Here is a 26,036-nt window from a genome sequence, read left to right as displayed (position 1 = left end):
TGTTTTTATTTTAGTTTATCCCAGTTATAACTTAAACCTAACAGGTAAGAACGGCCATAGCTATAAGGTACAGTTGCACCACCTGTACTGTGTGCACCACTACTTGCGGTTGAGCTGTTGGTGAGTTGTGTAACATTGAAAAGGTTTTTGATCCCCGCGTTAATGGTTAGCGATTTAAACAGGTTTTTGTTAAACATTAAATCTGCTGTATGAAAGGCCCCGATTTTTACCAGTTTTGCTGTAGATACATTGTTTTCTGTGCTCAGCTGGTAGCTCGGTAAACTACCTGTGTATTTATAAAACAGGCTAATGCTTCCCCTGATTTTTGGTAAGGTGTAGGTAATGTTCGAATTTACTTCCGTTGCCCAGGCAAATTCTGGCGTCGAAAGATTAATATCCTCACTTAAAGCATTGTATCGGCCTATATAAGACAGGCCAAGACTTGCCTGAAGGTTCTTCTTAAACCGGAACACATTATCCAGCGTACCTCCTGTAGTTTTGTACCGGGCCACATTAATCAGCGTGGTTACCGAATTATTGGTGGGAGAAAGGCCAAAATCAATCCTGTTCTTAACCAGGTTATAAAAACCCGTTAGAGTAGAACGGAATTCAACATCATTTTCATGAATGCCAGACCATACTAAAGAACCATTAAAACTATTGGATTCTTCGGCCTTTAAATCAGGATTACCCAAAATGTTATGACTGGCATCAACAAAATCATAATATAGCTCCCGCAATGCTGGTGAGCGGAAACCTTTTGCATAAGCAAGACGCAAATCCAGGTCGCTTGTAAGTACTAGCTTGGCATTTAATGATGGAATTACAGGTGGTGCACTGTAAATGGAGTTTTTGATAAACCTTAATCCCGGTCTGATATTAATAACATCAGCTAACTTAATTTCTGCCGTAACAAAAGCAGCGTAGTCATTAATCACCGGCGATCCTTTAATGCGTTGCCCGCTGGCGGCATCTCTGCTATACTCTATACCCGGTTGAAAGGAAACAGCTTTATTGAGTGTGTAAATGGCTGTAGCCCTAAAATTGATGGCGTTAAATTTGGCAATATCCTGTTCGCCGGCACCAGTGCTCAGTTCTTCAGTATTGTTTGTAAAGTCATGGATCACGGTTTTGGTTGCACGGTCGAGTTTAGTAAAGCCCGCAATGGCAGACAATTGTAAGCTGTTGCTTATTTTGTATTCCGATTGAAGTTGCTGTGTATACCTGTGTGTGGTGTAAGTTTGCAATACGCCTTTATAATTGTTTGGGTTTAGCCCATAGCGCACATCAATATCTTCTTTTAAGGCATCTAACCTATACCAGATATTAAAGTTATTGTAACGGTAGCCTATCTTGGCATTACCCAAAAACTGTTCCTTTGGTTTCCAACGGTTGGTAACGGCATTAACTTCTTCTATTGTTGCCGTTTTGGACGCTAAATTCCAGCCACCAAAATCATTGTGGGTAAAACCTGCCAGTACACTCCAATTGTTGTTTTTCCAGTTGGCACCGATATGCTGTATGTGATTGCCTTTGCCCGAAATCGCTTCATATTCATTGCCTGCAGTTTCTTCCTGTATTCTTGCAGATAAGTTTAGCAATGGTTTGCCCGGATTTTTGGTAATGATGTTGATTACACCTGCAAGCGCATCTGCACCATAAACTACCGACATTGGTCCCTCAACAATCTCAATGCGTTCAATCGTATTAATATCGATTTGATTTAAACTCTCGCGGGTATCAGATCTATCTACCATGGGCACACCATCCAACAATATCTTAACATTTCTACCAGTCATGCCCATTAATTGTATATCAGTGGTGCCGAGCGTTAAATCGTTACTAAACCTAAAGCCTAATTCTGTATTTAATATTTGTTGCACATTGGCGGCTGCCCTAAGTTTTATCCGTTCGGCATTAATAGTACGTACATTGTAAACAGAATTGCGTAACGTTTTGGGGCCATACTGACCCGTTACAACCACATCTTTTAAATCATTTGCCTTTGCGGTATCAACTTTAATTTCTTGAGCCACAGTTACAAATCCACAAAGCGATAAGGCAATTGATAAATATATCCTCATTTATTTAGACTAATTATAAATAATTGTGCAAATTTGTGCATTATCACCAAAAGGAGATAACGTTAAACGGATAATTAATGCCGCGAAACGGATTAAATGGAATAGCAATTAGCAATTATGTTAATGGGAAGGGGGAAAGATGCTCCTTGAAAACGAAATAAAACCGCTTATCAATGAAAATTAAACTCTCGGTACAGGCAAACGGAACGGTTGCCTATCAAAATACTTATCCTGCAAATTTTGCAGGCGTACAGGATATCGCGGAAGCAACTGTAGCAGTTAAAACTGAACATACGCATTTATATATTACAGAAATGTGGTTTGAAGGCATCCACATCAGCGTTGTTAACCTGGAAAACAATTTACCTGAAGATTTACACTTTGAATCTTCACAAGCGCACATTGGTTTGTTGTTTTGCTTAGATGGAAGCCTGATAGCGACCAATGAAACGGAGCAAAATTTTTTATCCTTAACCAGAAACGAGCAAAACCTTAATTTGGGTAAGGTAAATAGCCTTACTTTAAGGGTACAGGAAAAAACGAGTTACGTGTATATTCAGCTTACCGAAGCTTATTTTCAAAAAGCAATGGGATGCGATTTCGAGCACAATGCACTTCTACCATTAAGAGAACCGATAAGCCCTGAAATTAATTCAATTTTGCAAAGTCTTAGTCTTGATAATCATTCGGGTAGGCTAAAGCGCCTGTTTGTAGAAGCCCGTATACTCGATCTGATTGTAATTCACAGTAACCAAAAACCGGATAAACAGAGAATCCTTTTAAAGGAAGAAGATTTAAAAAAGATTATTTATGCCCGGCAATTGGTAGAGCGCGATTTACAGAAGCCAAGCTCTTTAATTGAACTTTCGCGTAAAGCCGGAATTAACGATTTTAAACTTAAAAAAGGTTTTAAAGTATTAACCGGCCATACGGTATTTGGCTATCTGTATAAAATCAGGATGGAAAAAGCACATTATTACCTTTCAAAAGAAAAGCGAGCCGTTAATGAGGTCGCTTTTCTTGTTGGCTATAAAAACGCACAGCATTTTATCGCTGCATTTAAAAAACAATATGAGGTTTTGCCGGGAAGTTTAAATAAGCATTAATATTTCAGCACAAACGTTTGCATGTACTATTCCTTAACCTCGTTAATAATCAGGTCAGATTCTACAATAGTATTATAATAAGCCTGGTTTTCGGGAACTGGACTATGAATCAGATCCAGCAGGATATTAGCCGCTTTTTGTCCTTGTAAATAAGGGTATTGTTCTACAGAGGCAACCGGCGAATTATCCAGGTAACTGATTATGGGCAGGTTGGCATAACTCACTACATCGAAATCGTTAATTACGTTTAACTTTTTAAAGTATTTAATTAAAAACAAGGCCACATAATCGTTAAATGCAACTATGGCTGTTGGTTTTCTTTTGTGGTTTAAAAACTGTTCGGCAGCTTCGATGGTACCTTCTTCGGTTAAATCGCAGTTTACTACCAAAGATGGGTCGAACTTTAACCGGTTAAAAGTAATGGCTTGCATGTAACCATCTTTACGTTCTTCGCTGGCATAAAGTGTGCTCGGGCCATTAATCATACCAATACTGCGATGTCCTTTTTTAAGCAGGTAGTTTACGGCTTTAATGGTTGCGCTTTCCAGACTGCAGGCCACGTAGTGCACATTTTTAAAGGGAGGGATCCGGTCAAAAAATACTACGGGAATGTTGAAAGAGTTTAATTTCTCAAAATGATCAAACTTTGAGGTGTCTTTACTGATGGATACCAGTAAACCATCTACCCGTTGATTTTTCATTTTCTCTACCAGTTTAACTTCCTGCTCGTAGTTATCGTGCGACTGGGCAAAGATTACCGTATAGTTTTTCTTAATGGCTTCATCTTCAATTGCCGAAATGGCAATGGAGAAAAAGTGCTCAGAAAGTTCTGGTAAAATTACACCAATGGTATAAGTTTTACCTTTTTGAAAAAGTATAGCCGCATTGTTAGGCTCATAGTTCAGAGACTTGGCCAGTTGTTTAATTTTTTCACGGGTTACTGCTCCAATGCTTGGATGGTCATGCAGTCCTCTCGATACACTAGAGGGCGAGATGTTTAAAATTCTGGCTATTTCCTTTATGGTTGTTGGTTTCGATTGCATTCTAACTGCTAAACTACATTAAATTTCTTCAATATGTAATAATACAAAATTAATCAAACGTTTGCGTTGTTTTTTTCTTTCAAATCTTTTCTTCAAAGCATTAAATATCGATACATTCGGGCCACAAAACCCGTGGTTTGATTAATACTTAATAATATAAAATTTATAGATAGAAAGCAATTACCGGAGACTAAAAAAATGATTTTAGCACATTATTGGTTTTTGCGCGGATAAAGAAACACCCCCAATGATTAACATAAATGCCCCTTGTAATGAGGGGTATTTTAAAAAAAACGAGAAGTGTTCGTACCACTTCCCGTTAAAGCGGGTTTATTCCTGCATGCAGGAAACAATAAGTTATCTAAGCTATATGTTAACCCTTTTCAAAGGTATAAAATTTAAGTGTTTTTTTAACAGGTAAATTTGTTGTGAGAAATGCTATCTTGCAAAGCCAAACATTTTTAACCAAATAGATAATCAGCACAGTAATAAGGATAGGTAGAAGCCCGTTTTACAACAAACAGTCACATTCCGTTAGATCAATTGTCCTTTTTTTTAGCAAACACATTTTTAATTTAACAGCACTGTACCAAATAATTTAATAAATTTAACATTAGGTTAATAATGATGTTATTTCTTTGGCGCACTTTAAAAACCTTAATCGTCATCCCCGATTGTTTATGTACAAAGAATTAGAAAGTAACTTTTTTCTTCTGGTCAAATTAGACAAAAACAAAGCATTTAACCTGGTGTTCGATGCCTATTGGAGCGCGCTTTACAAACAGGCCTATAAAAAGGTACACTGTACCGATTTGGCACAAGATCTTGTTCAGGATGTATTTGTAAGCTTGTGGGATAAAATCGAACTACTGGATGCCGAGGGGAGTGTGCTGGCTTATTTGTTTGCCATCCTCCGCAACAAGATTCTGAAACTTTATGAAAAAGACAGCGTACGCTTAAAGTATGCCGTAAGTGTAACGGCCAGCGTTGCCCCATCCGATGTACATTCGCAAAATGCCATCCTCGAAAAAGAACTGAAAACCATTATTGATGCCGAAGTAGAAAAGATGCCTTTGCGCATGAAAGAAATTTACTTGCTTAAACGCGAAGACGACCTTTCTATCAAACAAATTGCCCAGGACCTTTCTTTATCCGAACAAACGGTGAAAAACCAGCTCCAAATGGCTTACCAGCGCTTGCGTAGCCGCATTAAAGATTATGATTCTTCACTGGCGCTATTGGCCCTGTTTATAGCCAAACACTTATAATTTTCCTTTCTTATCATCACAATGCGCTATAAATAAAGGTTTTGCTAGCCTTTAACAGATTTAGTAATTAATTTTTTAAAAAAAAAGTAAAAATGCCATGGTACTTTATACCGGGTAACCGTATACATCTATAAAAGCCACTATTTTGAATACGAACGAGCTCAAATATTTAATCGAAAAGTATAACAACCAAACCACTACGCCAGAAGAAAAAAAGCTGGTAGAGGAGTGGTACGACCGTATTGATGGTGCAAATTTAGAGCAAAATTCTCTCGAAGATGCTAAAGTTAAGCAGCAGATTTTAAGTCGCGTAACTGCAGGCATACAAAATATTCCAGGGCCTAAAGCTAAACGCATCAGATTAAATTATGGCTTGTTTTTTAAAGCAGCAGCTATTTTAATTGCATTAATCGGGGGCACATATATCTATTTTAGCCAAACCAATTCTTCGCGTATTCAAACGGCCACCGTTAAAACAAATAAGAGAACAATTGTTCCTGGAGGAAATAATGCAGTATTGTTGCTGGCAGATGGTTCTCAGATCATTCTTAACAATACTTCTGACGGGCAGGTGGCGAGCCAATCCGGTGTTCAGGTAATTAAAACCAAAAGTGGCGAGTTACTTTATCGGTTCACGGGCAATGCAACAGCAAAGGCTGCGGCCATTAATACCGTAAGTACACCAAGGGGAGGGCAATATCATTTAATTCTGGTTGATGGTACCGAAGTGTGGTTAAATGCAAGTTCTTCAGTTAAATTTCCTACTGCTTTTGTGGGTAACGAACGGAGAGTAGAAGTTACAGGCGAGGTATATTTCGAGGTCGCTAAAAATAAAACCAAACCTTTTATTGTGCATACCGATCAATCTGATATCCGGGTACTGGGCACACATTTCAACGTAAATACTTATGCTGATGAAGAATATGAGCGCACGACCTTGCTAGAGGGAAGCGTAGAAATTAAACGGGGCGCTAAAAAAGCGCTTCTAAAACCCGGTCAGCAGGCCAGTTTGAATGCTAAATCTGACGGTATTAAAATAAATGAAATTGAAGATCTTTCTGAAGTTATTGCCTGGAAGAATGGTTATTTCCAGTTCGAAAAATCTGATCTCCCGTCTGTAATGCGCCAGGTATCACGCTGGTACGATGCTGAAGTCATTTACAATGGCAAAATTCCGGCAAAACAATTATCCGGAAAAGCACAAAGAAACGTAAGTATCGAAAAATTGGTGGAAATGCTGGCTTGGAATGGTATTCGTTGCAAGGTAGAATACAACCAGATTACAATAAACCCTAAATAAATAACCAAACCAAATCAAACTATAAAGCGCAGCATATGAAGATATAATACTCCAGACATTCGATTTTAATTCCCTTTAAAAAGCAATTCAATTGTTCGTACCAATTTATTTGCGAAAGAGGATTAACAACCTGCGCCAGCTAATCTGCAGCAGGGACACAATAAGTTATCTAAGCAATTATGTTTTAAACCCAAATTCAATCATGAATTTTAGTAATTTTTTTGCGCCCGGAGCATTAATCCGGCGTAAGCCCACACAATTAATATTGGTGATGAAGCTAACCGCACTATTTTTATTCGCATGTCTGTGCCAGGTAAGCGCAAGTGTTTATAGTCAGAACATCACATTGAAACAAAAAAATGTTTCGATGGAAGTGATATTTAAATCGATAGAGAAACAGACCGAATACGTTTTTCTTTATGATAACCTCGAACTGCAAAATGCCCACAATGTAAGTATTGACGTTAAAAATGCACCACTGGAACAGGTGCTGAGTTTATGTTTAAAAAATCAGTTGTTGAGCTACAAAATATTCGATAAAACAATTGTACTCAGGAAAAAAACTGAGCTGATATCCAATCCCTTTTTCGAAACCATTAGTGGTAAAGTTTTGGATGAAAATGGTTTGCCAATTGTTGGGGCAAGTATCATGGTAAAAGAAACGAAAGCTGTAACCAGAACTGATGCCAATGGTTATTTTTCCATTAATGCCAATGTGGGTACAACATTAATTGTCTCTTTTATTGGTTACAACAGCAAAGAAATTATCATCGACAGCAAGCGCGATTATAGTATTTCTTTGCAAGCCGCCACAACCGAATTAACAGACGTGGTAGTTACTGCCCTTGGTATTAAACGTTCAGAAAAATCGCTGGGTTATGCCGTACAAAAAGTAGCCGGTAAGGAACTGCAAACTGTTAAAGGAGTTGATGTAGCTACCTCATTAACGGGCAGGGTTTCTGGTTTGGTGATTAAAAACTCAACAGAATTTAACGCCAGGCCAACTATTGAGCTACGTGGTGAAGGTGCTTTGCTAGTTATTGATGGTGTGCCTTACGGCAACATGTCGTTAAGGGATGTACCTACCGATGATATCGAAAGTGTAGATATTCTTAAAGGTCCTACTGCATCGGCATTGTATGGTTCGAGGGCAGCTGGTGGTGTAATGTTAATCACCACTAAAAAAGGGGCAGCTGATAAAGGTTTTTCAATCGATGTGAACAGCAATACCATGGCTTCATTAGGATTTCTGGCCATACCTGAAGTGCAAAGCTCATACGGCCGCGGGCAAAACGGCGTAATTGATAACGATTATGTTTGGGGGCCTAAACTGGATATTGGTAAAACTGCAAGAGACTGGAATCCTGTTACCAAGCAGTTTGAAGATAATATGCCACTGGTGTCGAAAGGAAAAGACAACCTGAAGAACTTTATGTCTACCGGTATTATTTTAAATAACAACATCAGTATTGCACAAACCAGCGATAAAGGTAGCTTCAGAATTGGCTTAAACGATATTTATAACAAAGGACAGTTTCCGAACCAAAACCTGAACATGGTAAATTTAACCATGGCAGGAGAGATGAAGCTGAGCGATAAATTTAAGCTGGAAGGCCATATGGGCGTAAGTCGCCGCTGGGCCGATCAGATTTGGGGCGGTGGTTATAACAACCAGGGTTATTTGTACCAGTTAATTATGTGGACAGGTACTGAATATGATATTCGCGATTATCAGGATTACTGGAAAGTACCTTACAAAACCCAAAACTGGATGTATACCAACTGGTATGATAACCCGTATTTAATTGCCAACGAAAAATTAAATGGTATCCAAACCAATACGGTAAATGCTAATGTTACGGCAAATTACCAGATTAACCAGGATTTTAATTTATTGATACGTTTAGGTTATGATAACTATAACAATAAAACTACTTTTCGCAACCCGACAGCAAATATCTTTTCAACCCGAGGAGGCGCTGTAAATGGTAGCGGATGGAATGCAAAAGGGATGTATTCTATTCAGGATGCTAAAGGTTTCAGTACCAATGATGATGTAATTTTAAGCTATAAGAAGAAACTGAATAAATTTAGCATCGATGCTTTGGCTGGTGGAACAGTTTACTATTTCATTGACGAATCGTTAAGCGGAACAACTAAAAACGGATTAATTTCACCAACTTTTTATTCGTTAGCCGGTTCGGTAGAGCCACCAACGGTATCGCAAGGGTATAGCACCAGACAAATCAACAGTTTGTACAGCAGGGCTTCTATTGGCTATAATGATGCCATTTTCCTTGATTTTACAGGAAGAAACGACTGGAACTCTGCTCAACCAAAAGCATCTCGTTCTTATTTTTATCCATCAATCGGTTCGAGTATCGTAGTTTCAGAGTTGGTGAAATTGCCTAAAGTAATCGATATGTTCAAAATCCGTGGTTCATGGGCGGTATTTAAAACAGCTTTAGGGGTATACGCTACAAACAGAACCTTCGGTACAACGACAGCCGCATGGAATACTTTAAATTCTGCTAGTTATCCGTCATCGTTATTGGGTAACAGCTTACTGCCAAGTGCGCAAAGAACTTACGAAATTGGAGCTGCGGGTTATTTGTTTAAGAAGCGCCTGCATTTTGATGTCGCTTATTTTAACAAATATTATTACAACCAACAAGTAAGTACTTCCATTCCTGCTTCATCAGGTTTCTCATCTACTTTGGTTAATACCCAGGAAACCTATGAAAGAAGAGGTCTTGAAATTACTGTAGATGGTTCTGTGATCAGAAATAAAGATTTCGAATGGTATTCTACCATCAACTGGTCTAATCAGCACCGTTACTATGTAAACCTCGATCCGGTATATTCTGCCGATAACTTATGGGTTAAAAAAGGAGAGCGATTAGATACTTATACCGATAACTACTGGGTTAAAGATCCGCAGGGCAATGTAATTCACGAGAGCGGCTTACCCGTTTGGAGCGATTATGTTAAAAAATTAGGTTATGGCGAACCTGATTTCAGTTTCGGTTTTATCAATAATTTCACGTACAAAAACTGGTCGCTCGGCATTAATATCGATGGCCGAATAGGTGGCTTAATGTACAATTACGTTTACGATAAAATGTTCGATTCGGGTACTGCTCCGGAAACAGATAACGAATACCGTTACAACCAGGTAGTGCTTGGGCAGAATAACTACGTAGGCCAGGGTGTTAAAGTAGTATCAGGTACTGTTACTTACGATAAGTATGGTCAGATTACCAGCGATACCCGTAAATACGCAGTAAATGATGTGCCAATTGGCTATCAGGATTATGCACAATGGTACCGTGGTGGCGATGCAAGAGTGCAGAACGAATCGTTTGTTAAGCTGCGGGAAGTTTCACTGGGCTACCGTTTGCCGTCAAAAATCGCAGGTAAACTGGGTTTAAAGAACGCAGCTTTCTCTTTAACCGGCCAGAACCTGTTCATGTGGACTAATTTCAAATACTCAGATCCGGATGTTGATACCGAGAACCTAAACTCGCCATCAATGCGCATGGTAGGTTTTAACCTTAAGGTAGGTTTCTAGTAATTATTGTTTTTAAAGAAGATTTTATGAAAAGTAAATTTTTAAAATATAGTTTATTGCTGCCTGCATTAGCACTATTAACTAATGGTTGCAGCAAGTTCGATGATATTAATACCAACCCAAATGCAACTACACAGGTAAACTCTGCTATGCTGGCCACTGGTATGATACTAAATATTACCCGTGGAGATATCAGCAGTACCAAGTCTTTTATGCAGCCTTACTTATTAGGTAAATACCTTACCTGGGGCGAGGGTCAGGAAAACTTTCAATACAACAAAATTAGCCGGACAGATTTTAGCCGTATAACCCTGTTGCGCAATATTACGCCAATGGAAAATTATGCCACAAGTGATGCACTAAAGAAATCTTATCAGGCACTGGGGCATTTTATCAGGGCCTGGCAGTTTTTTATGACTACTATGCAGGTTGGCGATATTCCGTATACTGATGCCGTTAAAGGTGAGTCTGATGCCATATTACAACCTAAATACGATAGTCAAAAAGCAGTTTTTTTGGGTATTTTAAGCGAACTCGATCAGGCAAATACCTTATTCGCCTCGGGAGCTACTTTTGAAGGCGATCCTATTTTTGCTGGTAGCACCGATAAATGGCGAAGGTTAACCAACAGTTTTGAGTTGCATGTATTAATCAATCTCTATAAAAAAACAGGCGATGCTGATTTGAAAGTGATTGAACGTTTTAAGGATATTGTAGCCAATCGTCCTTTAATGCGCGATTACAACGATAATTTTGCATTGGCTTACAATGCAACTGCCGGACAGAACTATCCGTGGAGCGATGTGCCTGCCGGATCAGGTAACTCATTCGTTAAATCGAATTACACCATGCTTACCAATGTGCTGCTCGATCCTTTAAAGGCAACTAACGATAAAAGGCTTTTCTACTATGCAAAACCATCGCCGGTTAAAATTACCGCAGGGGTTTCGCAAACAGATTTTGCAGCTTATCCAGGTGTTGAGCCTTCCGATTCGTTTTCTAGTTTGCAAACCAGAAGGGTAAATAAAGATTATGCCGATATCAATGCCCGCTACGTAAATCTGGTAAATGCCGAGCCAGTTGGTGTTTTTAATTATTGGGATTTGCAGTTTATCCTGGCCGAAGCTACCATTCGTGGTTGGATAACCGGTACACCGGCACAAACCTATTATGCCAATGGCATTACCAACTCGATGAAGTTTATCGCGCAGTACACTCCTGATTTGGCTGATTATAACCACAACATGAAAATGGACGCGGCTTATATTGATGCTTTCCCAGCTACCGTTGCCTTAGCGGGCTCAATAGAGCAGCAAATAGCGCAGGTAATTACACAAAAATACGTTGCCAGCTTTTTGCAAGGAAGCAAATACCAGGCCTGGTTCGAGAACAGAAGAACTGGTTATCCGGTATTTAAACTGAATTCGACTACAAATTTAAATTCGCCATCTACTAATTTTCCATTAAGGTGGTTATATCCTTCAAACGAACTGAGTTACAATTCGGCCAACCTTTCGGCTGCGGTTGCCAGCCAGTACGGCGGGAGTGATGATGTAAACCAGGCCATGTGGCTTTTAAAATAATTCGCTCTCTAAACATTTGAAAAAGTTCTCCGCGTTAATACCGGAGAACTTTTTTGCTTTAAAGCACAAGTAATCCATACGTCATATCTCCAAAGCATGTTATTTTTATAAAAGCATATTCATATTTTGCTCCAATTAATCAATAACATGATAGCCCTATACGTAATACTTTTTATTGTTGCCGCATTTCTGGTCATCACCAATTTACCTGTTTTTGGCCGTTTACCAAGAGGATTAAGGTTAGCCAAAACACAGCAATTGTCCAATTACAGTAACGGAGCCTTACAAAATCTTTCTGTTACACCCATGCAACCTGAAGGTGTAAGTTTTTTTACCATATTAAAGGCTTTCTTTTTCGAGAAACATCCGGGAAAAATACCGGACAGACCACTTCCTTTTAATCAACCGGATTTAGATAGTCAGGCCAAAAGCAGTGCACCGGAGATTATCTGGTTTGGGCATTCATCTTACCTGATTAAAGTTGATGGGTTAAGGATTTTAGTTGATCCGGTTTTTAGCAAAGCACCATCGCCATTTTCTTTCATTGGCAGTAAGGCTTTTCCAGGAACAGACGTGGTTAAAGCGGCTGATTTTAAAAATATTGATGTCCTGGTAATTACCCACGATCATTACGACCATTTAGACTACCAAAGTATATTAACCATTGCACCGGGAGTAAAAACGATAGTTACTTCGCTTGGTGTGGGTGAACATTTAGAAAAATGGGGAATTAACACTGATAAAATTACCGAATTGGCCTGGAATGAATCGATCACATTATTTAATAGCCTCGAATTAACCGCCGTTCCGGCAAGGCATTTTACCGGAAGGAAATTTAAACGCAATCAAACCCTATGGTCGGCCTTCGTACTGAAAACTGTGAGCTGTAAATTGTTCTTAGGTGGCGATTCGGGCTACGATTCGCATTTCATGCAAATTGGCGAAACTTACGGGCCGTTTGATCTGGCTTTATTAGAATGCGGGCAGTATAATGCCTATTGGCCTTACATACACATGTTTCCAGAAGATACCGTTCAGGCTGCTATTGATTTAAAAGCTAAAGTTTTAATGCCCGTACACTGGGGGAAATTTAGTCTGGCCATGCACCCCTGGAACGAGCCCGTTAAAAGGGTAGTAGCAGCAGCTGCGCTTAAAAATTTACCATTGGTTACCCCAGCTTTGGGCGAAACGGTAATTTTAAATGAGTACATGCCTACAAAAAACTGGTGGCTCGAAGCATAAAAACTAAACAATAATTAGATCGCGGTGTTTAATTCAGAAATAAATACCGCCATGAAAACTGATCTTGTAGAAATTTTTCAAACCATAAGGGCTGGCCTGCAGCCTTACGCTACACTCGGCTATACCGTTCACGAAAATTCTGAAACAGGTTATGACTTGTACAGTGAAAAAAATATAACAGTTAATGGCGAAAAAATAACTGAGCGTTTTTTTGCCGGCGTTTATATCAACGGTAATCAGGTAGAGCTGAAAGTTAACACTGATGAGTTTTCTACCACGAACCAACATTTAACGGATTTTGGCGAAAATAAAGCTGGATTGAAAAATACCAGTCTCGACGAAACAAAACTCCGCGAAGTCGAAACCCTTATTGAAATTATACACACTAACTTCAAAGAAAAAGAGTGGATTTAACAATTTGATGCTAAATTTGCACCTGATTTTTTTCTGAACTAAATTTCTGGTGATTGAGTATTTTAACTTCCGATAGCAACTGGCATGATGAATTAATAAAGGCCCTTGCCGCTTGTGAGGTAAATGGCGAGCCCTTTTTCGAAGGTCCGTTTCAACTGTTAAAGTTAACTGATCAGCTAAGTATTAATCTGGTAAGTTTAAATAATCCATTCAACCCTCAGGATTTAATTGAGCTGCAGGAAAAGTATGCAACAAAGCACATTAAACTCATTCACCTTTGGGAAGACATTTGGCACTCAAAGTCCAATCAGGTATTGGCGAGGCTTACCTCATTGCTCGGGAAGAATAAACGCATTCATGGCCGCAAAACAAAAGTTCATAAAATCGCTAAACCCATTGCCGATACTTTTTTAAACGAAAATCATTTACAAGGTACGGTGAGTAGCCGTTACAAGGTTGGTTTGTTCGAAAAGGACGAACTGCTTGCTGTAGCTACTTTTTCTGCCCTTCGTAAAATGAACCACACCGAAAATTACAAGTCAGCAGAGCTGATCCGGTTTGCGGTAAAAGCGGGATATTCCATTACCGGTGGTTTAAGCAAACTCATTTCGTATTTTGCCGAATTACATCAGCCTAACGATTTAATGACTTATGCAGATCGCGATTGGTCGGCTGGAGAGGCCTATTTGAGGCTTAACTTTTTACAGACTGCCATCATCGCCCCTCAATATTATCAGTTAAATGAGCAGCTTCAGCGCCTATTAATAAAAGATGCAGAAACTGTAACGGCACAAATATTTAATACCGGAAGTTTAAAATTTATCCTCAAATTTTAATGGATCAGCACAACCTCATCATTATTTTGGGTGCAACAGCATCGGGCAAAACCAAATTGGCTGTTCAGGTGGCGCATGCATTAAATGGCGAAATCATTAGTGCAGATAGCCGCCAGGTTTTTAAAAGGATGGATATTGGCACGGGTAAAGATTTACAGGAGTATACTATCGAAGAAACAACCATTCCTTACCACCTGATTGACATTTTAGAGCCAGGCGAACGTTATCATGTAGATGCTTTTAAAAATGATTTTTACCAGGCTTTTGATGAAATCAGCAAGCATGGTAAGTTGCCTGTACTTTGTGGTGGTACAGGCATGTATATGCACAGTCTGCTGCAGAACCAGGCTTTTACGGCTATTCCGGTTAACCAGGTGCTAAGAGATGAGTTAGATCTGCTTACTAAAGAAGAATTGGTTTTGCAATTACAAAGCGATACAGACCAAAATACACAACACGTAAATTTGTCTTCGAAAAAACGTTTAATCAGAGCTTTAGAAATTGCCGCCTATTTAAAAGAAAATGAACTGGAAACAATTAATCGGCCCGTACTGAAGCCACTTATTTTTGGTTTAAAGAACGAAGTTGAAGTGACCAGGGCAAAAATACTTGAACGATTGGAAGCGCGTTTTAATGCAGGTTTAATAGAAGAAGTGCAGCAATTGCTCCAATCGGGCATCGACAAAGAAATGCTCATTTTCTACGGACTGGAATATAAATTTATTGTAAATTACCTGGATGGGCAGCTTACGTTAGCAGAATTAAAGCTTAGGTTAGGTATTGCCATTTGCCAGTATGCCAAAAGGCAAAATACATTTTTCAGGAAGATGGAAAAGGACAGTGTAAACATCATTTGGCTTGATGCTTCACTTTCTGTCAACCAATTAAAACAGCTGGTATTACAAAAAGTTTCAGCATCGTTTAATTAATTCAAAATACTCCATTTTAGCTTCCTTTATCTTATTAAAAGTGCTTAAAAAGCCCTTTTGGCACAACCTTTGTGTTTGTAGATGCATATTAGTTTAACTCAAAAAACAATATCTTAAACATGAAAACAATTACAAAAATTATTGCTACATCAGCAGCTGTTGTAGCCTTATTCTTTACTACAAATGTTAATGCGCAATCGAGTCGGAATTTAGGAATTGGATTAAATGTAGGAGCGGGAACGACAACTGGATATGGTTTAGTGATAGGTGGTGATATCAGATATCAATTTAACGTAGATAAACAATTATCTATTCCGGTGACAGCAGGTTACAACAATTTTTCTATTAAAGACTCGTACGGAGGTGGAAGCTTTGGTATAATCCCGGTTAAAGCAGGTGCAAAGTATTTCTTTAACGATTCTGGTGCAGGAGCTTATGGTTTAGCAGAACTTGGTGCCGGTTTTGGTACTAATAAAGGCTCTGGAACTGCATTTGTATACTCTCCGGCTATTGGTTATGCCTGGAGTAATGGTTTAGATTTAGCAGCCAAATATGAAGGTTATTCAAATAACGGAAGTATTGGTTTTGCCGGAATTAGATTAGCTTACGGATTTAGTCTGTAATCATTTCACAAATAATAATGAAAGCCTCCTTCCTTAAAGGGGGCTTTTTTATTTCATAACATTCTGAAAAAAATGAAAATATAAAATCTGCTCATCGTATTTTGCCGTATATCATTTAAACCTTTAATTGATAACTTAAATACGATACCAATGAAAACAATTACCAAACTTTTTGCGACTACCTTAACTGCACTTGCGATATTAAGCACCAGCAGTTTAAAGGCACAGGAAATGGGACAGACAATGAGTAGCACCAATGGCATGGCCTTTAAAATAGGCGTAGGTGTTAATGCCGGATTTTTCCCAGATCGCTCAGAAATGGATTATGGCTACGGAGCAGATGTAAAACTGCAATATGATTTAAGTAAAGACGTTGCCCTTACTGCTTCGGCTGGCTACACCCGTTTAAGATGGAAAGGCAGTCCTTTAAATTTTCAGTTTATCCCGCTAATGGGCGGTGTTAAAACCTATGTAATCGACAGGATGTATTTAAGCGGAGGCCTGGGTACCGGTCTGGCGGTTAAAGAAAGTGCACAAATGAACTTTATCTATACCGGTGGCGTAGGTTATGAGTGGAACAACGGATTAGAAATTGGCGCCCGTTACGAAGGATATGTAAACAATAGTGCTTCCGATCTGTATTTTATGAAAACCGGTCAATATAACCTCCGGATTGGCTATAATTTTAAATTATAATTAAAATATCATTTATTTGAGAAAGCCCTGCAATTTGCAGGGCTTTTTTTATTGATTTAATATATTAATTGCTATTTTGAGCCGAAAACCAAATACAATGAAAAAAATATTCGGAATAGCCATCATAGCCGCACTAATGGCCTGCAATCAATCAGAAAAAAAGACAACTGAAAATAAAGATTCCATAAAAACAGATTCAGTAAGCGTTAAAAATGCTGTAACGATAAAAGACGAAAAAAAATCGGTAATTTTTGCTCAATATGTCGATCTGAAAAATGCATTGGTTAAATCTGATGCTGCGGTTGCACAAAAAACGGCCGAAGCTTTGAAAAATAGTTTGGAGGCCTACGAAGGATGCGAGCTTACCGCAGAGGTTGCCGGTAAAATTGCAGGTACCAATAATCTGGTAACCCAAAGAAAAGATTTTACCGTTTTAAGCGCCGATTTAATTGCTTTGGTTAAAAATGCTGAAATAGCAAAAGGTACTATTTATGTACAACATTGCCCAATGGCCAATAAAGGTGATGGTGGCGACTGGTTATCAACAGAAAAGGAAGTTAAAAATCCTTATTATGGAAATGAGATGCTGGAGTGCGGAAGGGTAGTAGAAGAAATCAAATCAAAATAACAGGCACGATTTGTTTTATTAAGCATGATTGTTACGTCTTCCTGACTAATTATTCATATTAATTTAACAGATTTGTTATGCATGTATATTAATTTTATATAATTTAGAAAGCTATAAACACAATACAATAATATGTCAGATATTGCAGAGATCAAAGTTGATGGTAAGACAATAGAATTGCCAGTAATTACAGGAACAGAAGACGAAAAGGCCATTGATATTTCAAAATTAAGAGATCTTACAGGTTTGGTAACTTTAGATACTGGTTTTAAAAATACAGGTTCTACAAAAAGCAAAATCACTTTTTTAGATGGTGAAAAAGGCATTCTAAAATACAGGGGTTATGGTATCGAACAACTTGCTGAAAAATCGAGTTTTTTAGAAGTAGCCTACCTCGTTATTTATGGCGATCTTCCTACACAAACGCAATTAGACGATTTTCAGAAAGAAATCAGCAAACACACGCTGATTCACGAGGATATGAAGAAATTCTTTGATGGTTATCCGTCAAGATCTCATCCAATGGGTCAGTTAGGATCGTTAATCTTCTCTTTATCTACATTTTATCCTGAATGTTTAAAGCCAAACCAAACTGCTGAGGAACAAAACTTAACCATTATTAAGTTATTGGCTAAGCTGCCTACCATAGTTTCGTTTATCTATAAAAAATCTTTAGGCCATCCGCTTATTTATCCAAAAAATAAATACGATTATGTTACCAATTTCCTTTGGATGACATTTGGCCAGCGTACCGAAGATTACGAAGTAAATCCAATTGTGGTTAACGCCATGAACAAATTGTTGATCCTGCATGCAGATCACGAGCAAAACTGTTCGGCATCTACCGTACGTATTGTTGGTTCGTCTGATTGTAATTTATATGCATCGGTTTCTGCAGGTATTGCTGCACTTTGGGGGCCATTACATGGAGGTGCAAACCAAGCTGTTATCGATATGCTTGAATTGATTAAAGCTGATGGTGGTGATACTGAAAAATGGATTGCAAAAGCCAAAGATAAAAATGATCCTTTCCGTATGATGGGCTTTGGGCACAGGGTATACAAAAACTTTGATCCAAGAGCGAAAATCATTAAAAAAGCTTGCGATGATATTTTAGAGAATTTAGGTATTGATGATCCGATTTTAGAAATTGCTAAAAAACTGGAAGAAGCTGCCTTAACTGATCAGTATTTCATCGACAGAAAATTATATCCAAACGTAGATTTCTATTCGGGTATTATTTACCGCGCATTAGGTTTCCCTTCAGAAATGTTTACTGTTCTATTCGCTTTAGGACGTTTACCGGGATGGATTGCACAATGGAAAGAAATGCACGAAAACAAAGAGCCAATCGGCCGTCCACGTCAGATTTACGTTGGCGAAACCGACAGGGAATTTGTTGAGATTAAAGACAGAAAATAATTTTAAAATGCATAAAAAAACCACTCGAAATCCGGGTGGTTTTTTTGTGGGGTAATCTTTTTAAAATCGTCACCCTGAATTTAATTCAGGGTCTCTGGCTTGGCAAAAAATAGGCTGAAATACCTATCTAACCGATTGAACAGAAGTTTCAGTATGACGAGAAATATTATGTAGCCACGTAATAAATCAAATTAACCATAATATATTCTGATACATTAAACGCAATCCAATACAGTACGAATATCCAGAACATTTTGAAGATAATACTACCGGTTTTACGCTGATAGAATACTTTTAAAGCGCTAAACATGTACCAGCATATCCAAACCAATACAGCCAGTTCGATAGTTTTGGTAAAGAAACCACTGCCTCCGAGTACGTGCTTAATGATTGGAGCAGTAAAAATCTGTACAATAAAATAGGCTGTCATACCATGAATGGTAAAAATCAGGTGGTTAAGATAGTATATATGATTTTTCCTGAAATTCCACATGATAAAAAGTGCCAGCAGGGGCATCAGTAAAAAGTATTGTTTTGGCCTGTTGTGCTCTAAAGTTTCATGGATAACTTCTGATTTTTCACCAATAGTAATCGCTCTCTTTTTGATTAACTTTTCGTACCAGCTGTCCTGTTGGTCCGAAGGTAATTTTTGCTGGCGAGCCAGATAAGCCGCATAAGTACTATCGTTCCTTTCGATATAGATATCGCTGTAATTATCGATAACCTCTTCAAGCGAATCTGATTTTAGTGTAACATTTTCGGCTTTCATCCGGTTAAGTTCAACTCCCTGGTCTTTGAAACTCAGTTTTTTAAACTCTTTTGTTTTTATGGCCTTATCTAAAGAATGCACAGTCTTTTTGACAATTTCATTATCGGTTGGCATTCCGGCCAGCTTAAGTGCTTTACTTACACTGTCTGTTACATGCTTGCTGTTTTGCTTTTCAACTGTAATACCATCATCTTCATGCTTCTCCTTTGCTACATGTTTGGGCGAATAAACCACTAAGAAGTACACAATCGACACGAAGATGTACATACTTACCGGATTGATATATCTTGCTCTTTTACCGGCCAGATAATCGAGTGTAACTTTACCGGGCTTGGTTAGGAGTGGGGCTAGCGTTTGAAAAAACTTATTGTCGAAATGAAAATAATGGGCAATACTATGACTAATAAAAGCCCAGAAACTTTCTTTCAACTCTAAATTAGGCTGACCGCATTTACTGCAATAATGTGATTCTACATGCGAACCACAGTTTAAACAATCGTGTTCTTTTCTGTACTTACCAGCTGACATAAGAGGTTATTCGGAATTATATTATAGGTGATTAATGGCTTCTACTTCGGCGCGGGTATGTTTATGCTTAAATATTACAACAAAAACAACAGCAATAACCAGTACGTAAATGGTAAAAGTTAACCAGATGTTGTGCCAGTCTTTTACATCCAGGGCTCTGCTCAGATCTCCGTTAGGTAATACATCAATACCTTTATTTTTAAGAAATTTAAGCAGGTGTACATTGTCTGCTTCGCTTTTTACGTATTTGGATAGTGAACCAATATTGTGATAATAAGTGGTAAAGAAGCGACTAATCATCCAGCCCGAAACCAAACTGCCAAACACGGCGCCAAAACCATTGGTCATCATCATAAATAATCCTTGCGCAGAAGAACGGATTTTTGGGGTGGTTGAGGTTTCTACAAATAGCGAACCTGATATGTTAAAGAAATCGAAAGCCATGCCGTAAACAATACAGGAAGTGATAATCATCCAGAGGTTGGTTGACGGATCACCGTAGGCAAATAAACCAAAACGCAATACCCAGGCAAACATCGCAATGGCAATTACCCATTTAATTCCAAACCGCTTTAAAAAGAAAGGAATAGCCAGGATAAAAAGTGTTTCTGATACCTGAGAAATGGATAAAATGATGGTAGAATATTTAATTACAAACGATTCTGCAAAAACAGGGAATAATTTAAATTCATCTAAAAAAACATCACCATAAGCGTTGGTTAACTGTAAAGCCGCCCCTAAGAACATCGAAAAGATAAAAAACAAGGCCATTTTATAATCAGCAAAAAGCTTAAAAGATTCGAGCCCAAGTTTTTGTGCAAATGTTTTCTTATCGCTGATTAAGTTTAGAGGCTTACAAGCTGGCAAGGTAAAGGCGTATATACCTAAAAGTAAGGCGCTTATTCCGGCAATATAGAACTGGTTGGCACTGGCTTTGTTACCGGTTAAATTGGTAATCCACATGGCTGCAATAAAACCAATTGTACCCCAAACGCGGATAGGTGGGAAATCTTTTACCACATCGAAATTGCCGTTCTTTAAGGTGGTATAGCTGATCGAGTTACTTAGTGCTATGGTTGGCATATAAAAACACATGGCTACCAGTATTACCCAGAAAAAGGTGTGCGGATTATTTACCTGAGGCAAATAAAACATAGTTGCGGCATATAGGATGTGCAAAATGGCATAGAGCTTTTCTGCATTGATCCATTTATCGGCTAAAATACCGGTAAGGGTAGGCATAAACAGCGAGGCAATACCCATGGTAGAGAAAATGATCCCAAAATCTGCACCATCCCATTGTTTGGTTCCGAACCAATAATTTGCAATTGTAATTAACCAGGCAGCCCATACAAAGAATTGCATGAAACTCATTATAGTTAAGCGAAACTTAACGTTCATAATAATAGTTTAGTTTAAAAGCTGAATATAGAACTATTTTAAAACATAATCCAAAATGAGCCTAATTATTTTACACAATTTGGCTCATTTTGGACTTTAGCTTTTTTATAGCAGAGATTTTGTAGAAAAAAATCTGAAAGATCAGGCTATGGATAATAACTGAATGCAGAAACTATGAAGTTCCGCGTTTATTTAACTCATCTCTTAAGCGGGCAGCTTTTTCATAAGCTTCTTCGGCTATAGCTTCCTGTAATTTTTGCTGTAACTCTTCTACGGTAAGATCGCCAAAGCCTTGTTGCTGGCCCGAAGTTGGCAAGGTATCGGCTTCTGGTTCTTTAGCAATCGAATCCATATTCTCGAGGAATAGAAAATCATTTCCTTCGATTACAATGCCTGCAGAAGCCAGAATAAATTCGTAGGTATAAATCATCGCATTAAACCTCACGGCTAATGCAATGGCGTCTGAAGTACGGGCATCAACCTCGTGGGTATTTTTCCCGTCGCTACAAATCAGTTTGGCATAAAAAACACCATCAACCAGATTATAGATAATGATTTCCTGGATGTTGATATGAAAAGTATCAGCCATCGATTTAAACAGATCATGGGTTAATGGCCTGCTTGGAGTCATTTTTTCAATTTCTATGGCAATAGCCTGGGCTTCGAAGGCACCAATAATAATGGGAAGGCGCCTGCGTCCATTTACTTCTCCTAAAACAAGGGCATAAGCACCAGATTGCGTCTGGCTGTAAGATAAACCTACAATATCTAATTTAACTTTTTTCATATTTGTTTTTCAAAACCTCGCAGGTTTTTAAAACCTGCGAGGTTTGAAGGTTTATATTATCCCTTATGTGCTTTTAATGCCTCAATTAATTTAGGTACCACTTCAAAAGCATCACCAACAATACCGTAATCGGCCACTTTGAAGAAAGGCGCTTCCGGATCTTTGTTAATTACTACGATTACTTTTGATGAACTTACGCCTGCCAAATGCTGGATAGCGCCGGAAATACCAATGGCAATATATAAATTGGGGCTGATGGCAATACCAGTTTGACCCACGTGCTCTGAGTGTGGTCTCCAATCTGCATCAGAAACCGGTTTTGAGCAAGCTGTTGCTGCACCTAATAAGCCGGCAAGCTCTTCAATCATTCCCCAGTTTTCAGGACCTTTTAAACCTCTTCCGGCCGATACTACCAGTTCAGCATCTGGCAATGAAACTTTATCGGTAGCCCTAACAATATCTTTAATAACAGTACCCAGGTCTGATTGTTTAATATCAGCGCTAAAGTTTTCGATAACGGCATCAGTAGCATTTTCTTTAACGCCAAAAGCATTTGGATTTAAAGCAATTACTTTGTTGGCTGATGTTAACTCGGTGATGGCAAAAGCTTTACCCGAGAAAGCTGTTTTCTTAACGGCAAATTTACCATCGGTACTTGGCAGTTCAACAGCACCATCAGCTAATCCGGCTTTAAGTTTTACTGCAATACGTGGCGCCAAACCTTTACCTGAGAAGGAGTTAGATAACACTACAATAGCAGCGCCTTCTTTTTCGGCTGCAGCAGCGATAACGCTTGCATAAGCCTGGTTAACAAAAGATTTTAACTGATCGGCACTTACATTTAAAACTTTAGCTGCACCATATTTACCCAGTTCTTTTAATTCGCTTTCGGCAACATCGCCAATTGAAATAGCGGTTAAGCTGGTAGCTTGTTGATCGGCAATGGCTTTGGCATAAGAAACGGCTTCGAATACAGATTTCTTAAATTTGCCTTCAGCCTGTTCTACATATACTAATACTGACATATATTTATCCTTAATTCCCTTAGCGGGCGTATTTTAATTTATGATTATTGATTTATTTCTGCTAGGCTTAGCAACTTAAAATTGCTAATTGCCAGCTGATTAGATTACCTTAGCTTCGCTATGTAACAGGTTGATTAACTGCTCTGTCTGATCGGCAGGAATTAATTTAACCGTTCCGCGAGGGGCAGGGGTTTCATATTTGGTTACCTTGGTTACTTCATCAATAGCAACCGCTTCTACAACTGCCAAAGGTTTGGTTCTGGCACTCATGATACCGCGCATGTTCGGGATTTTTGGCTCTGCCACACCTTCTGCGCAGCTGGCTACAAACTTACCCGAAACGGTTAATACTTCTTTACCACCTTCAATTTCTCTTTCGATAGTTGCAGTATCGCCATCAATATCTAATTTTTTGATGATGGATACAGAAGGGATATCCAGAAATTCGCCAACCATGGCAGCAACCTGGTTTCCATTGTAATCAATAGATTCGCGACCGGTTAAAATAACATTGAAATCTTTGTCTTTAGCGTATTCTGCAATTTGCTTGGCCACAAAATAAGCATCTCTTGGAGCTGCATTTACCCTAACTGCATCATCAGCACCAATAGCAAGTGCTTTTCTGATGGTTGGATCGTTGGCTGCTTCGCCAACATTGATAACGGTTACCGTTCCTTTACCACCTTCAGTTAGCTCAATCGCCCTTGCTAAAGCAATTTCATCGTAAGGATTAACAATATATTGTACACCTGCAGTATTGAATTCGGTATTATCGTTGGTAAAAGTTATTTTTGTCGTTGTGTCTGGCACATTACTGATACAAACTAATATTTTCATATGTTATATGTTTATTATATAAGGTCTTTCTGCAAATTTAATTAAAAAAGCAAGGAAATAAAATGTCAACTACCCGTTTAAGTAAGTTATTAGATTTTTTAGAAAGCGATCCGAACGATCCGTTTATACTATATGCCTTAGCCACAGAGTATAACGCACAAAATGATAAAGAAAAAGCCTATTCTTTTTACCTTCGGTTAACTGATCAGCATCCCGATTATGTAGGTACCTATTACCATCTGGGCAAGTTATTGGAAAAAGACAACCAGAAAGAAAAAGCAATCGAAATTTATCAAAAGGGAATGCAAGTGGCACGCAATAAGCGCGATATGCATGCTTTCTCCGAATTGCAAGGAGCTTACAACTCTGCAGCCGGATTGGATTACGAAGATGACTAGGTCAGTTTTTAGTTAACAGTTATCAGTTTTAATTCATGCAACCGAAACCTATTGCTGCTAAAAAACAGTGGCTGTTTATCCGGAATGTTATTTTTTTTACATTCACCTCTTTTGGTGGGGCACAGGCGCACCTGGCTTTATTGCTTAAGTATTTTGTACAGAGCACTAAATTTATCTCGGAAGAGGAGCTTTTAGAGTTAAATGCACTGGCGCAGGTATTACCCGGGCCGGCCTCTACGCAAACACTGGTAGGGATAGCCTGGAAAGTAGGGAAACTGAAACTGGCTATCATAACCTTTTTGATCTGGATTTTACCAACTGCCAGCGTGATGACCTTTGCGGCAATCAGCTATGCTATGCTCGATCAGAAACAGAAATTTAATTCCATTTTAGAGTATATACAACCCATTGCCCTCGGTATTGTGGCTTATGGTGCCTGGCAACTGGGTAAAAAGGTACTTTCTTCGCAGGTATCGATATTTTTGGCCATTGCTTCGGTTATAGCTACGCTTGTACTACGAAATGCCTATGTTTTTCCGTTATCCATTTTAATTGGCGGGATGATCTCATCGGCCATAGAAACCCCAAAAGAGGAAACAGAGTTGAGGGTTAAATTATTTTCGAATGTTAACCCTAAAAAATTGATCTATTTTTTAGGTGCCTTATTGTTGTTTGCCCTGGTTGGTGCGATCATTAACCGTACATCGCCATTCAGTTTACCCATCCGTTTATTAGAGAATTTTTACCGTAACGGCATACTGGTTTTTGGTGGCGGACAGGTTTTGGTGCCCCTGATGTTTACCGAGTTTGTTGAAATGAAACACTATCTGCATGCAACGGGATTTTTATCAGGCTTTGCACTGCAACAGGCACTGCCCGGACCAACTTTCTCTTTTACCAGCTACCTTGGTGCGTTAAGCATGAAGAATTTTGGTTATGGCCTTTGGGGGCAGATTTTAGGCGGCTTAATTGGGGTAATTGGTATTAACCTGCCGGGATTGATATTGGTATTGTTTATCGTACCTTTTTGGGATGACCTAAAAAAAATATCGAGGATTAAACACAGCCTTTCTGGTATTAATGCGGTTAGCGTGGGTTTTATTATTGCTGCATTTATACTCCTGCTGATCCCTATGGGGTTTAACTGGTTGTTTTTAGGGATTATGCTGATTACGTTTTTATTGCTAAATTTTACAAAGGTTAGTCCGCCCATTATCGTATTGGCTGGTATACTATTGGCCTATTTGTTTTAGTAGTTCTTCAGGTTAATAATAGCCTCAAATGATATACGCTTCGAGGTTATAATTATGGTTTCAGAGGTGATAATTATAGTCTTTTAAGTAAATGATATAGTCTTTGAGGTTATAATTATGGTCTCAGAGGTGATAATTATAGTCTTTTGAATAAATGATATACGCTTCGAGGTTATAATTATGGTTTCAGAGGTGATAATTATAGTCTTTTAAGTAAATGATATAGTCTTTGAGGTTATAATTATGGTCTCAGAGGTAATAATTATAGGTTATTTTTCAAATGATATATGTTC

22 protein-coding genes are annotated in these 26,036 nt (G+C 38.5%); 15 read left to right on the top strand and 7 right to left on the bottom strand.

The genetic code is table 11. The annotated features are described in order from the left end of the window. Window positions 1-5: 5 nt before the first annotated feature. Window positions 6-2,084, bottom strand: a complete 2,079-nt coding sequence (locus tag OC25_RS25010; protein ID WP_039482624.1) for a TonB-dependent receptor plug domain-containing protein — start codon at window positions 2,082-2,084, stop codon at window positions 6-8. 173 nt (window positions 2,085-2,257) lie between these two features. Between OC25_RS25010 and OC25_RS25005 the strand changes: the two genes are divergently transcribed. Continuing rightward, window positions 2,258-3,190, top strand: coding sequence for a helix-turn-helix transcriptional regulator (locus OC25_RS25005; protein ID WP_039482621.1), 933 nt, complete (start codon window positions 2,258-2,260; stop codon window positions 3,188-3,190). A 26-nt stretch (window positions 3,191-3,216) separates the two neighbouring features. Here OC25_RS25005 and OC25_RS25000 read toward each other — a convergent pair whose 3' ends face one another. Then, window positions 3,217-4,233, bottom strand: coding sequence for a LacI family DNA-binding transcriptional regulator (locus OC25_RS25000; protein WP_039482617.1), 1,017 nt, complete (start codon window positions 4,231-4,233; stop codon window positions 3,217-3,219). A gap of 680 nt (window positions 4,234-4,913) precedes the next feature. On the opposite strand from OC25_RS25000, the gene OC25_RS24995 reads away from it, so the two are divergent. From OC25_RS24995 to OC25_RS24940, 12 genes are all read left to right on the top strand, one after another. Further along, the gene (locus OC25_RS24995; protein WP_052266442.1) at window positions 4,914-5,501 is read left to right on the top strand and encodes an RNA polymerase sigma factor; all 588 of its coding nucleotides are present in this window, start codon (window positions 4,914-4,916) and stop codon (window positions 5,499-5,501) included. A 145-nt stretch (window positions 5,502-5,646) separates the two neighbouring features. Beyond that, entirely contained in the window at window positions 5,647-6,801 is a 1,155-nt protein-coding gene (locus OC25_RS24990; RefSeq protein ID WP_039482614.1) for a FecR family protein, read from the top strand. Window positions 6,802-7,003: 202 nt separating this feature from the next. Then, the gene (locus OC25_RS24985; RefSeq protein WP_082018714.1) at window positions 7,004-10,372 is read left to right on the top strand and encodes a SusC/RagA family TonB-linked outer membrane protein; all 3,369 of its coding nucleotides are present in this window, start codon (window positions 7,004-7,006) and stop codon (window positions 10,370-10,372) included. Window positions 10,373-10,398: 26 nt separating this feature from the next. After that, window positions 10,399-11,955: a SusD/RagB family nutrient-binding outer membrane lipoprotein gene (locus OC25_RS24980; RefSeq protein ID WP_039482611.1), complete on the top strand. Its 1,557-nt coding sequence runs from the start codon at window positions 10,399-10,401 to the stop codon at window positions 11,953-11,955. A gap of 147 nt (window positions 11,956-12,102) precedes the next feature. Continuing rightward, entirely contained in the window at window positions 12,103-13,197 is a 1,095-nt protein-coding gene (locus tag OC25_RS24975; RefSeq protein WP_039482608.1) for an MBL fold metallo-hydrolase, read from the top strand. A gap of 51 nt (window positions 13,198-13,248) precedes the next feature. Continuing rightward, the gene (locus tag OC25_RS24970; protein WP_039482605.1) at window positions 13,249-13,611 is read left to right on the top strand and encodes a hypothetical protein; all 363 of its coding nucleotides are present in this window, start codon (window positions 13,249-13,251) and stop codon (window positions 13,609-13,611) included. Window positions 13,612-13,664: 53 nt separating this feature from the next. After that, a complete protein-coding gene (locus OC25_RS24965; RefSeq protein ID WP_052266441.1) occupies window positions 13,665-14,447 on the top strand; it encodes a hypothetical protein in 783 nt (260 codons plus the stop codon). Next, on the top strand, window positions 14,447-15,376 hold the full coding sequence (gene miaA, locus OC25_RS24960) for a tRNA (adenosine(37)-N6)-dimethylallyltransferase MiaA (protein WP_052266440.1): 930 nt from the start codon (window positions 14,447-14,449) through the stop codon (window positions 15,374-15,376). The genes OC25_RS24965 and miaA overlap by 1 nt, the downstream gene beginning before the upstream one ends. 119 nt (window positions 15,377-15,495) lie before the next feature. Next, window positions 15,496-15,999 carry a hypothetical protein gene (locus OC25_RS24955; protein WP_039482601.1) on the top strand — a complete coding sequence of 168 codons (504 nt, stop codon included), beginning with the start codon at window positions 15,496-15,498 and terminating at the stop codon, window positions 15,997-15,999. Between the two features lie 150 nt (window positions 16,000-16,149). Further along, window positions 16,150-16,695 (top strand): porin family protein, encoded by a 546-nt coding sequence (locus tag OC25_RS24950; protein ID WP_039482598.1) that lies wholly within the window; start codon window positions 16,150-16,152, stop codon window positions 16,693-16,695. Between the two features lie 97 nt (window positions 16,696-16,792). After that, on the top strand, window positions 16,793-17,323 hold the full coding sequence (locus tag OC25_RS24945) for a DUF3347 domain-containing protein (protein ID WP_039482595.1): 531 nt from the start codon (window positions 16,793-16,795) through the stop codon (window positions 17,321-17,323). Window positions 17,324-17,455: 132 nt separating this feature from the next. After that, the gene (locus OC25_RS24940) at window positions 17,456-18,745 is read left to right on the top strand and encodes a citrate synthase (RefSeq protein ID WP_039482592.1); all 1,290 of its coding nucleotides are present in this window, start codon (window positions 17,456-17,458) and stop codon (window positions 18,743-18,745) included. Between the two features lie 166 nt (window positions 18,746-18,911). On the opposite strand, the gene OC25_RS24935 is transcribed toward OC25_RS24940, so the two are convergent. From OC25_RS24935 to OC25_RS24915, 5 genes are all read right to left on the bottom strand, one after another. Next, window positions 18,912-20,042 carry a DUF3667 domain-containing protein gene (locus OC25_RS24935; protein WP_039482589.1) on the bottom strand — a complete coding sequence of 377 codons (1,131 nt, stop codon included), beginning with the start codon at window positions 20,040-20,042 and terminating at the stop codon, window positions 18,912-18,914. Between the two features lie 21 nt (window positions 20,043-20,063). Then, on the bottom strand, window positions 20,064-21,443 hold the full coding sequence (locus OC25_RS24930; protein WP_039482586.1) for a nucleoside permease: 1,380 nt from the start codon (window positions 21,441-21,443) through the stop codon (window positions 20,064-20,066). Between the two features lie 172 nt (window positions 21,444-21,615). After that, complete coding sequence (locus tag OC25_RS24925) at window positions 21,616-22,230, bottom strand: bifunctional nuclease family protein (protein ID WP_039482582.1); 615 nt, start codon at window positions 22,228-22,230, stop codon at window positions 21,616-21,618. Between the two features lie 56 nt (window positions 22,231-22,286). Continuing rightward, the gene (locus OC25_RS24920; protein ID WP_039482578.1) at window positions 22,287-23,255 is read right to left on the bottom strand and encodes an electron transfer flavoprotein subunit alpha/FixB family protein; all 969 of its coding nucleotides are present in this window, start codon (window positions 23,253-23,255) and stop codon (window positions 22,287-22,289) included. A 99-nt stretch (window positions 23,256-23,354) separates the two neighbouring features. Beyond that, window positions 23,355-24,092: an electron transfer flavoprotein subunit beta/FixA family protein gene (locus OC25_RS24915; RefSeq protein ID WP_039482575.1), complete on the bottom strand. Its 738-nt coding sequence runs from the start codon at window positions 24,090-24,092 to the stop codon at window positions 23,355-23,357. A 62-nt stretch (window positions 24,093-24,154) separates the two neighbouring features. On the opposite strand from OC25_RS24915, the gene OC25_RS24910 reads away from it, so the two are divergent. Together OC25_RS24910 and chrA are read left to right on the top strand one after the other, a co-directional pair. Further along, window positions 24,155-24,490: a tetratricopeptide repeat protein gene (locus tag OC25_RS24910; RefSeq protein ID WP_039482573.1), complete on the top strand. Its 336-nt coding sequence runs from the start codon at window positions 24,155-24,157 to the stop codon at window positions 24,488-24,490. 35 nt (window positions 24,491-24,525) lie between these two features. After that, window positions 24,526-25,743 carry a chromate efflux transporter gene (chrA, locus tag OC25_RS24905; protein WP_039482571.1) on the top strand — a complete coding sequence of 406 codons (1,218 nt, stop codon included), beginning with the start codon at window positions 24,526-24,528 and terminating at the stop codon, window positions 25,741-25,743. Window positions 25,744-26,036: the final 293 nt, after the last annotated feature.

Origin of the sequence: Pedobacter kyungheensis, from assembly GCF_000812965.1 — a bacterium.
GTDB lineage: Bacteria > Bacteroidota > Bacteroidia > Sphingobacteriales > Sphingobacteriaceae > Pedobacter > Pedobacter kyungheensis.
This window is presented reverse-complemented; position numbering and strand designations above follow the sequence as displayed.

What these genes read in the sequence shown, in the direction of transcription:
- OC25_RS24935 (WP_039482589.1), bottom strand. Translation starts at nt 20,042, where the DNA reads ATGTCAGCTGGTAAGTACAGAAAAGAACACGATTGTTTAAACTGTGGT.
- OC25_RS24945 (WP_039482595.1), top strand. Translation starts at nt 16,793, where the DNA reads ATGAAAAAAATATTCGGAATAGCCATCATAGCCGCACTAATGGCCTGC.
- OC25_RS24925 (WP_039482582.1), bottom strand. Translation starts at nt 22,230, where the DNA reads ATGAAAAAAGTTAAATTAGATATTGTAGGTTTATCTTACAGCCAGACG.
- OC25_RS24955 (WP_039482601.1), top strand. Translation starts at nt 15,496, where the DNA reads ATGAAAACAATTACAAAAATTATTGCTACATCAGCAGCTGTTGTAGCC.
- OC25_RS24940 (WP_039482592.1), top strand. Translation starts at nt 17,456, where the DNA reads ATGTCAGATATTGCAGAGATCAAAGTTGATGGTAAGACAATAGAATTG.
- OC25_RS24980 (WP_039482611.1), top strand. Translation starts at nt 10,399, where the DNA reads ATGAAAAGTAAATTTTTAAAATATAGTTTATTGCTGCCTGCATTAGCA.
- OC25_RS24930 (WP_039482586.1), bottom strand. Translation starts at nt 21,443, where the DNA reads ATGAACGTTAAGTTTCGCTTAACTATAATGAGTTTCATGCAATTCTTT.
- OC25_RS24920 (WP_039482578.1), bottom strand. Translation starts at nt 23,255, where the DNA reads ATGTCAGTATTAGTATATGTAGAACAGGCTGAAGGCAAATTTAAGAAA.
- OC25_RS24970 (WP_039482605.1), top strand. Translation starts at nt 13,249, where the DNA reads ATGAAAACTGATCTTGTAGAAATTTTTCAAACCATAAGGGCTGGCCTG.
- OC25_RS24950 (WP_039482598.1), top strand. Translation starts at nt 16,150, where the DNA reads ATGAAAACAATTACCAAACTTTTTGCGACTACCTTAACTGCACTTGCG.
- OC25_RS25010 (WP_039482624.1), bottom strand. Translation starts at nt 2,084, where the DNA reads ATGAGGATATATTTATCAATTGCCTTATCGCTTTGTGGATTTGTAACT.
- miaA (WP_052266440.1), top strand. Translation starts at nt 14,447, where the DNA reads ATGGATCAGCACAACCTCATCATTATTTTGGGTGCAACAGCATCGGGC.
- OC25_RS24975 (WP_039482608.1), top strand. Translation starts at nt 12,103, where the DNA reads ATGATAGCCCTATACGTAATACTTTTTATTGTTGCCGCATTTCTGGTC.
- OC25_RS24910 (WP_039482573.1), top strand. Translation starts at nt 24,155, where the DNA reads ATGTCAACTACCCGTTTAAGTAAGTTATTAGATTTTTTAGAAAGCGAT.
- OC25_RS24985 (WP_082018714.1), top strand. Translation starts at nt 7,004, where the DNA reads ATGAATTTTAGTAATTTTTTTGCGCCCGGAGCATTAATCCGGCGTAAG.
- OC25_RS25005 (WP_039482621.1), top strand. Translation starts at nt 2,258, where the DNA reads ATGAAAATTAAACTCTCGGTACAGGCAAACGGAACGGTTGCCTATCAA.
- OC25_RS24995 (WP_052266442.1), top strand. Translation starts at nt 4,914, where the DNA reads ATGTACAAAGAATTAGAAAGTAACTTTTTTCTTCTGGTCAAATTAGAC.
- OC25_RS25000 (WP_039482617.1), bottom strand. Translation starts at nt 4,233, where the DNA reads ATGCAATCGAAACCAACAACCATAAAGGAAATAGCCAGAATTTTAAAC.
- chrA (WP_039482571.1), top strand. Translation starts at nt 24,526, where the DNA reads ATGCAACCGAAACCTATTGCTGCTAAAAAACAGTGGCTGTTTATCCGG.
- OC25_RS24915 (WP_039482575.1), bottom strand. Translation starts at nt 24,092, where the DNA reads ATGAAAATATTAGTTTGTATCAGTAATGTGCCAGACACAACGACAAAA.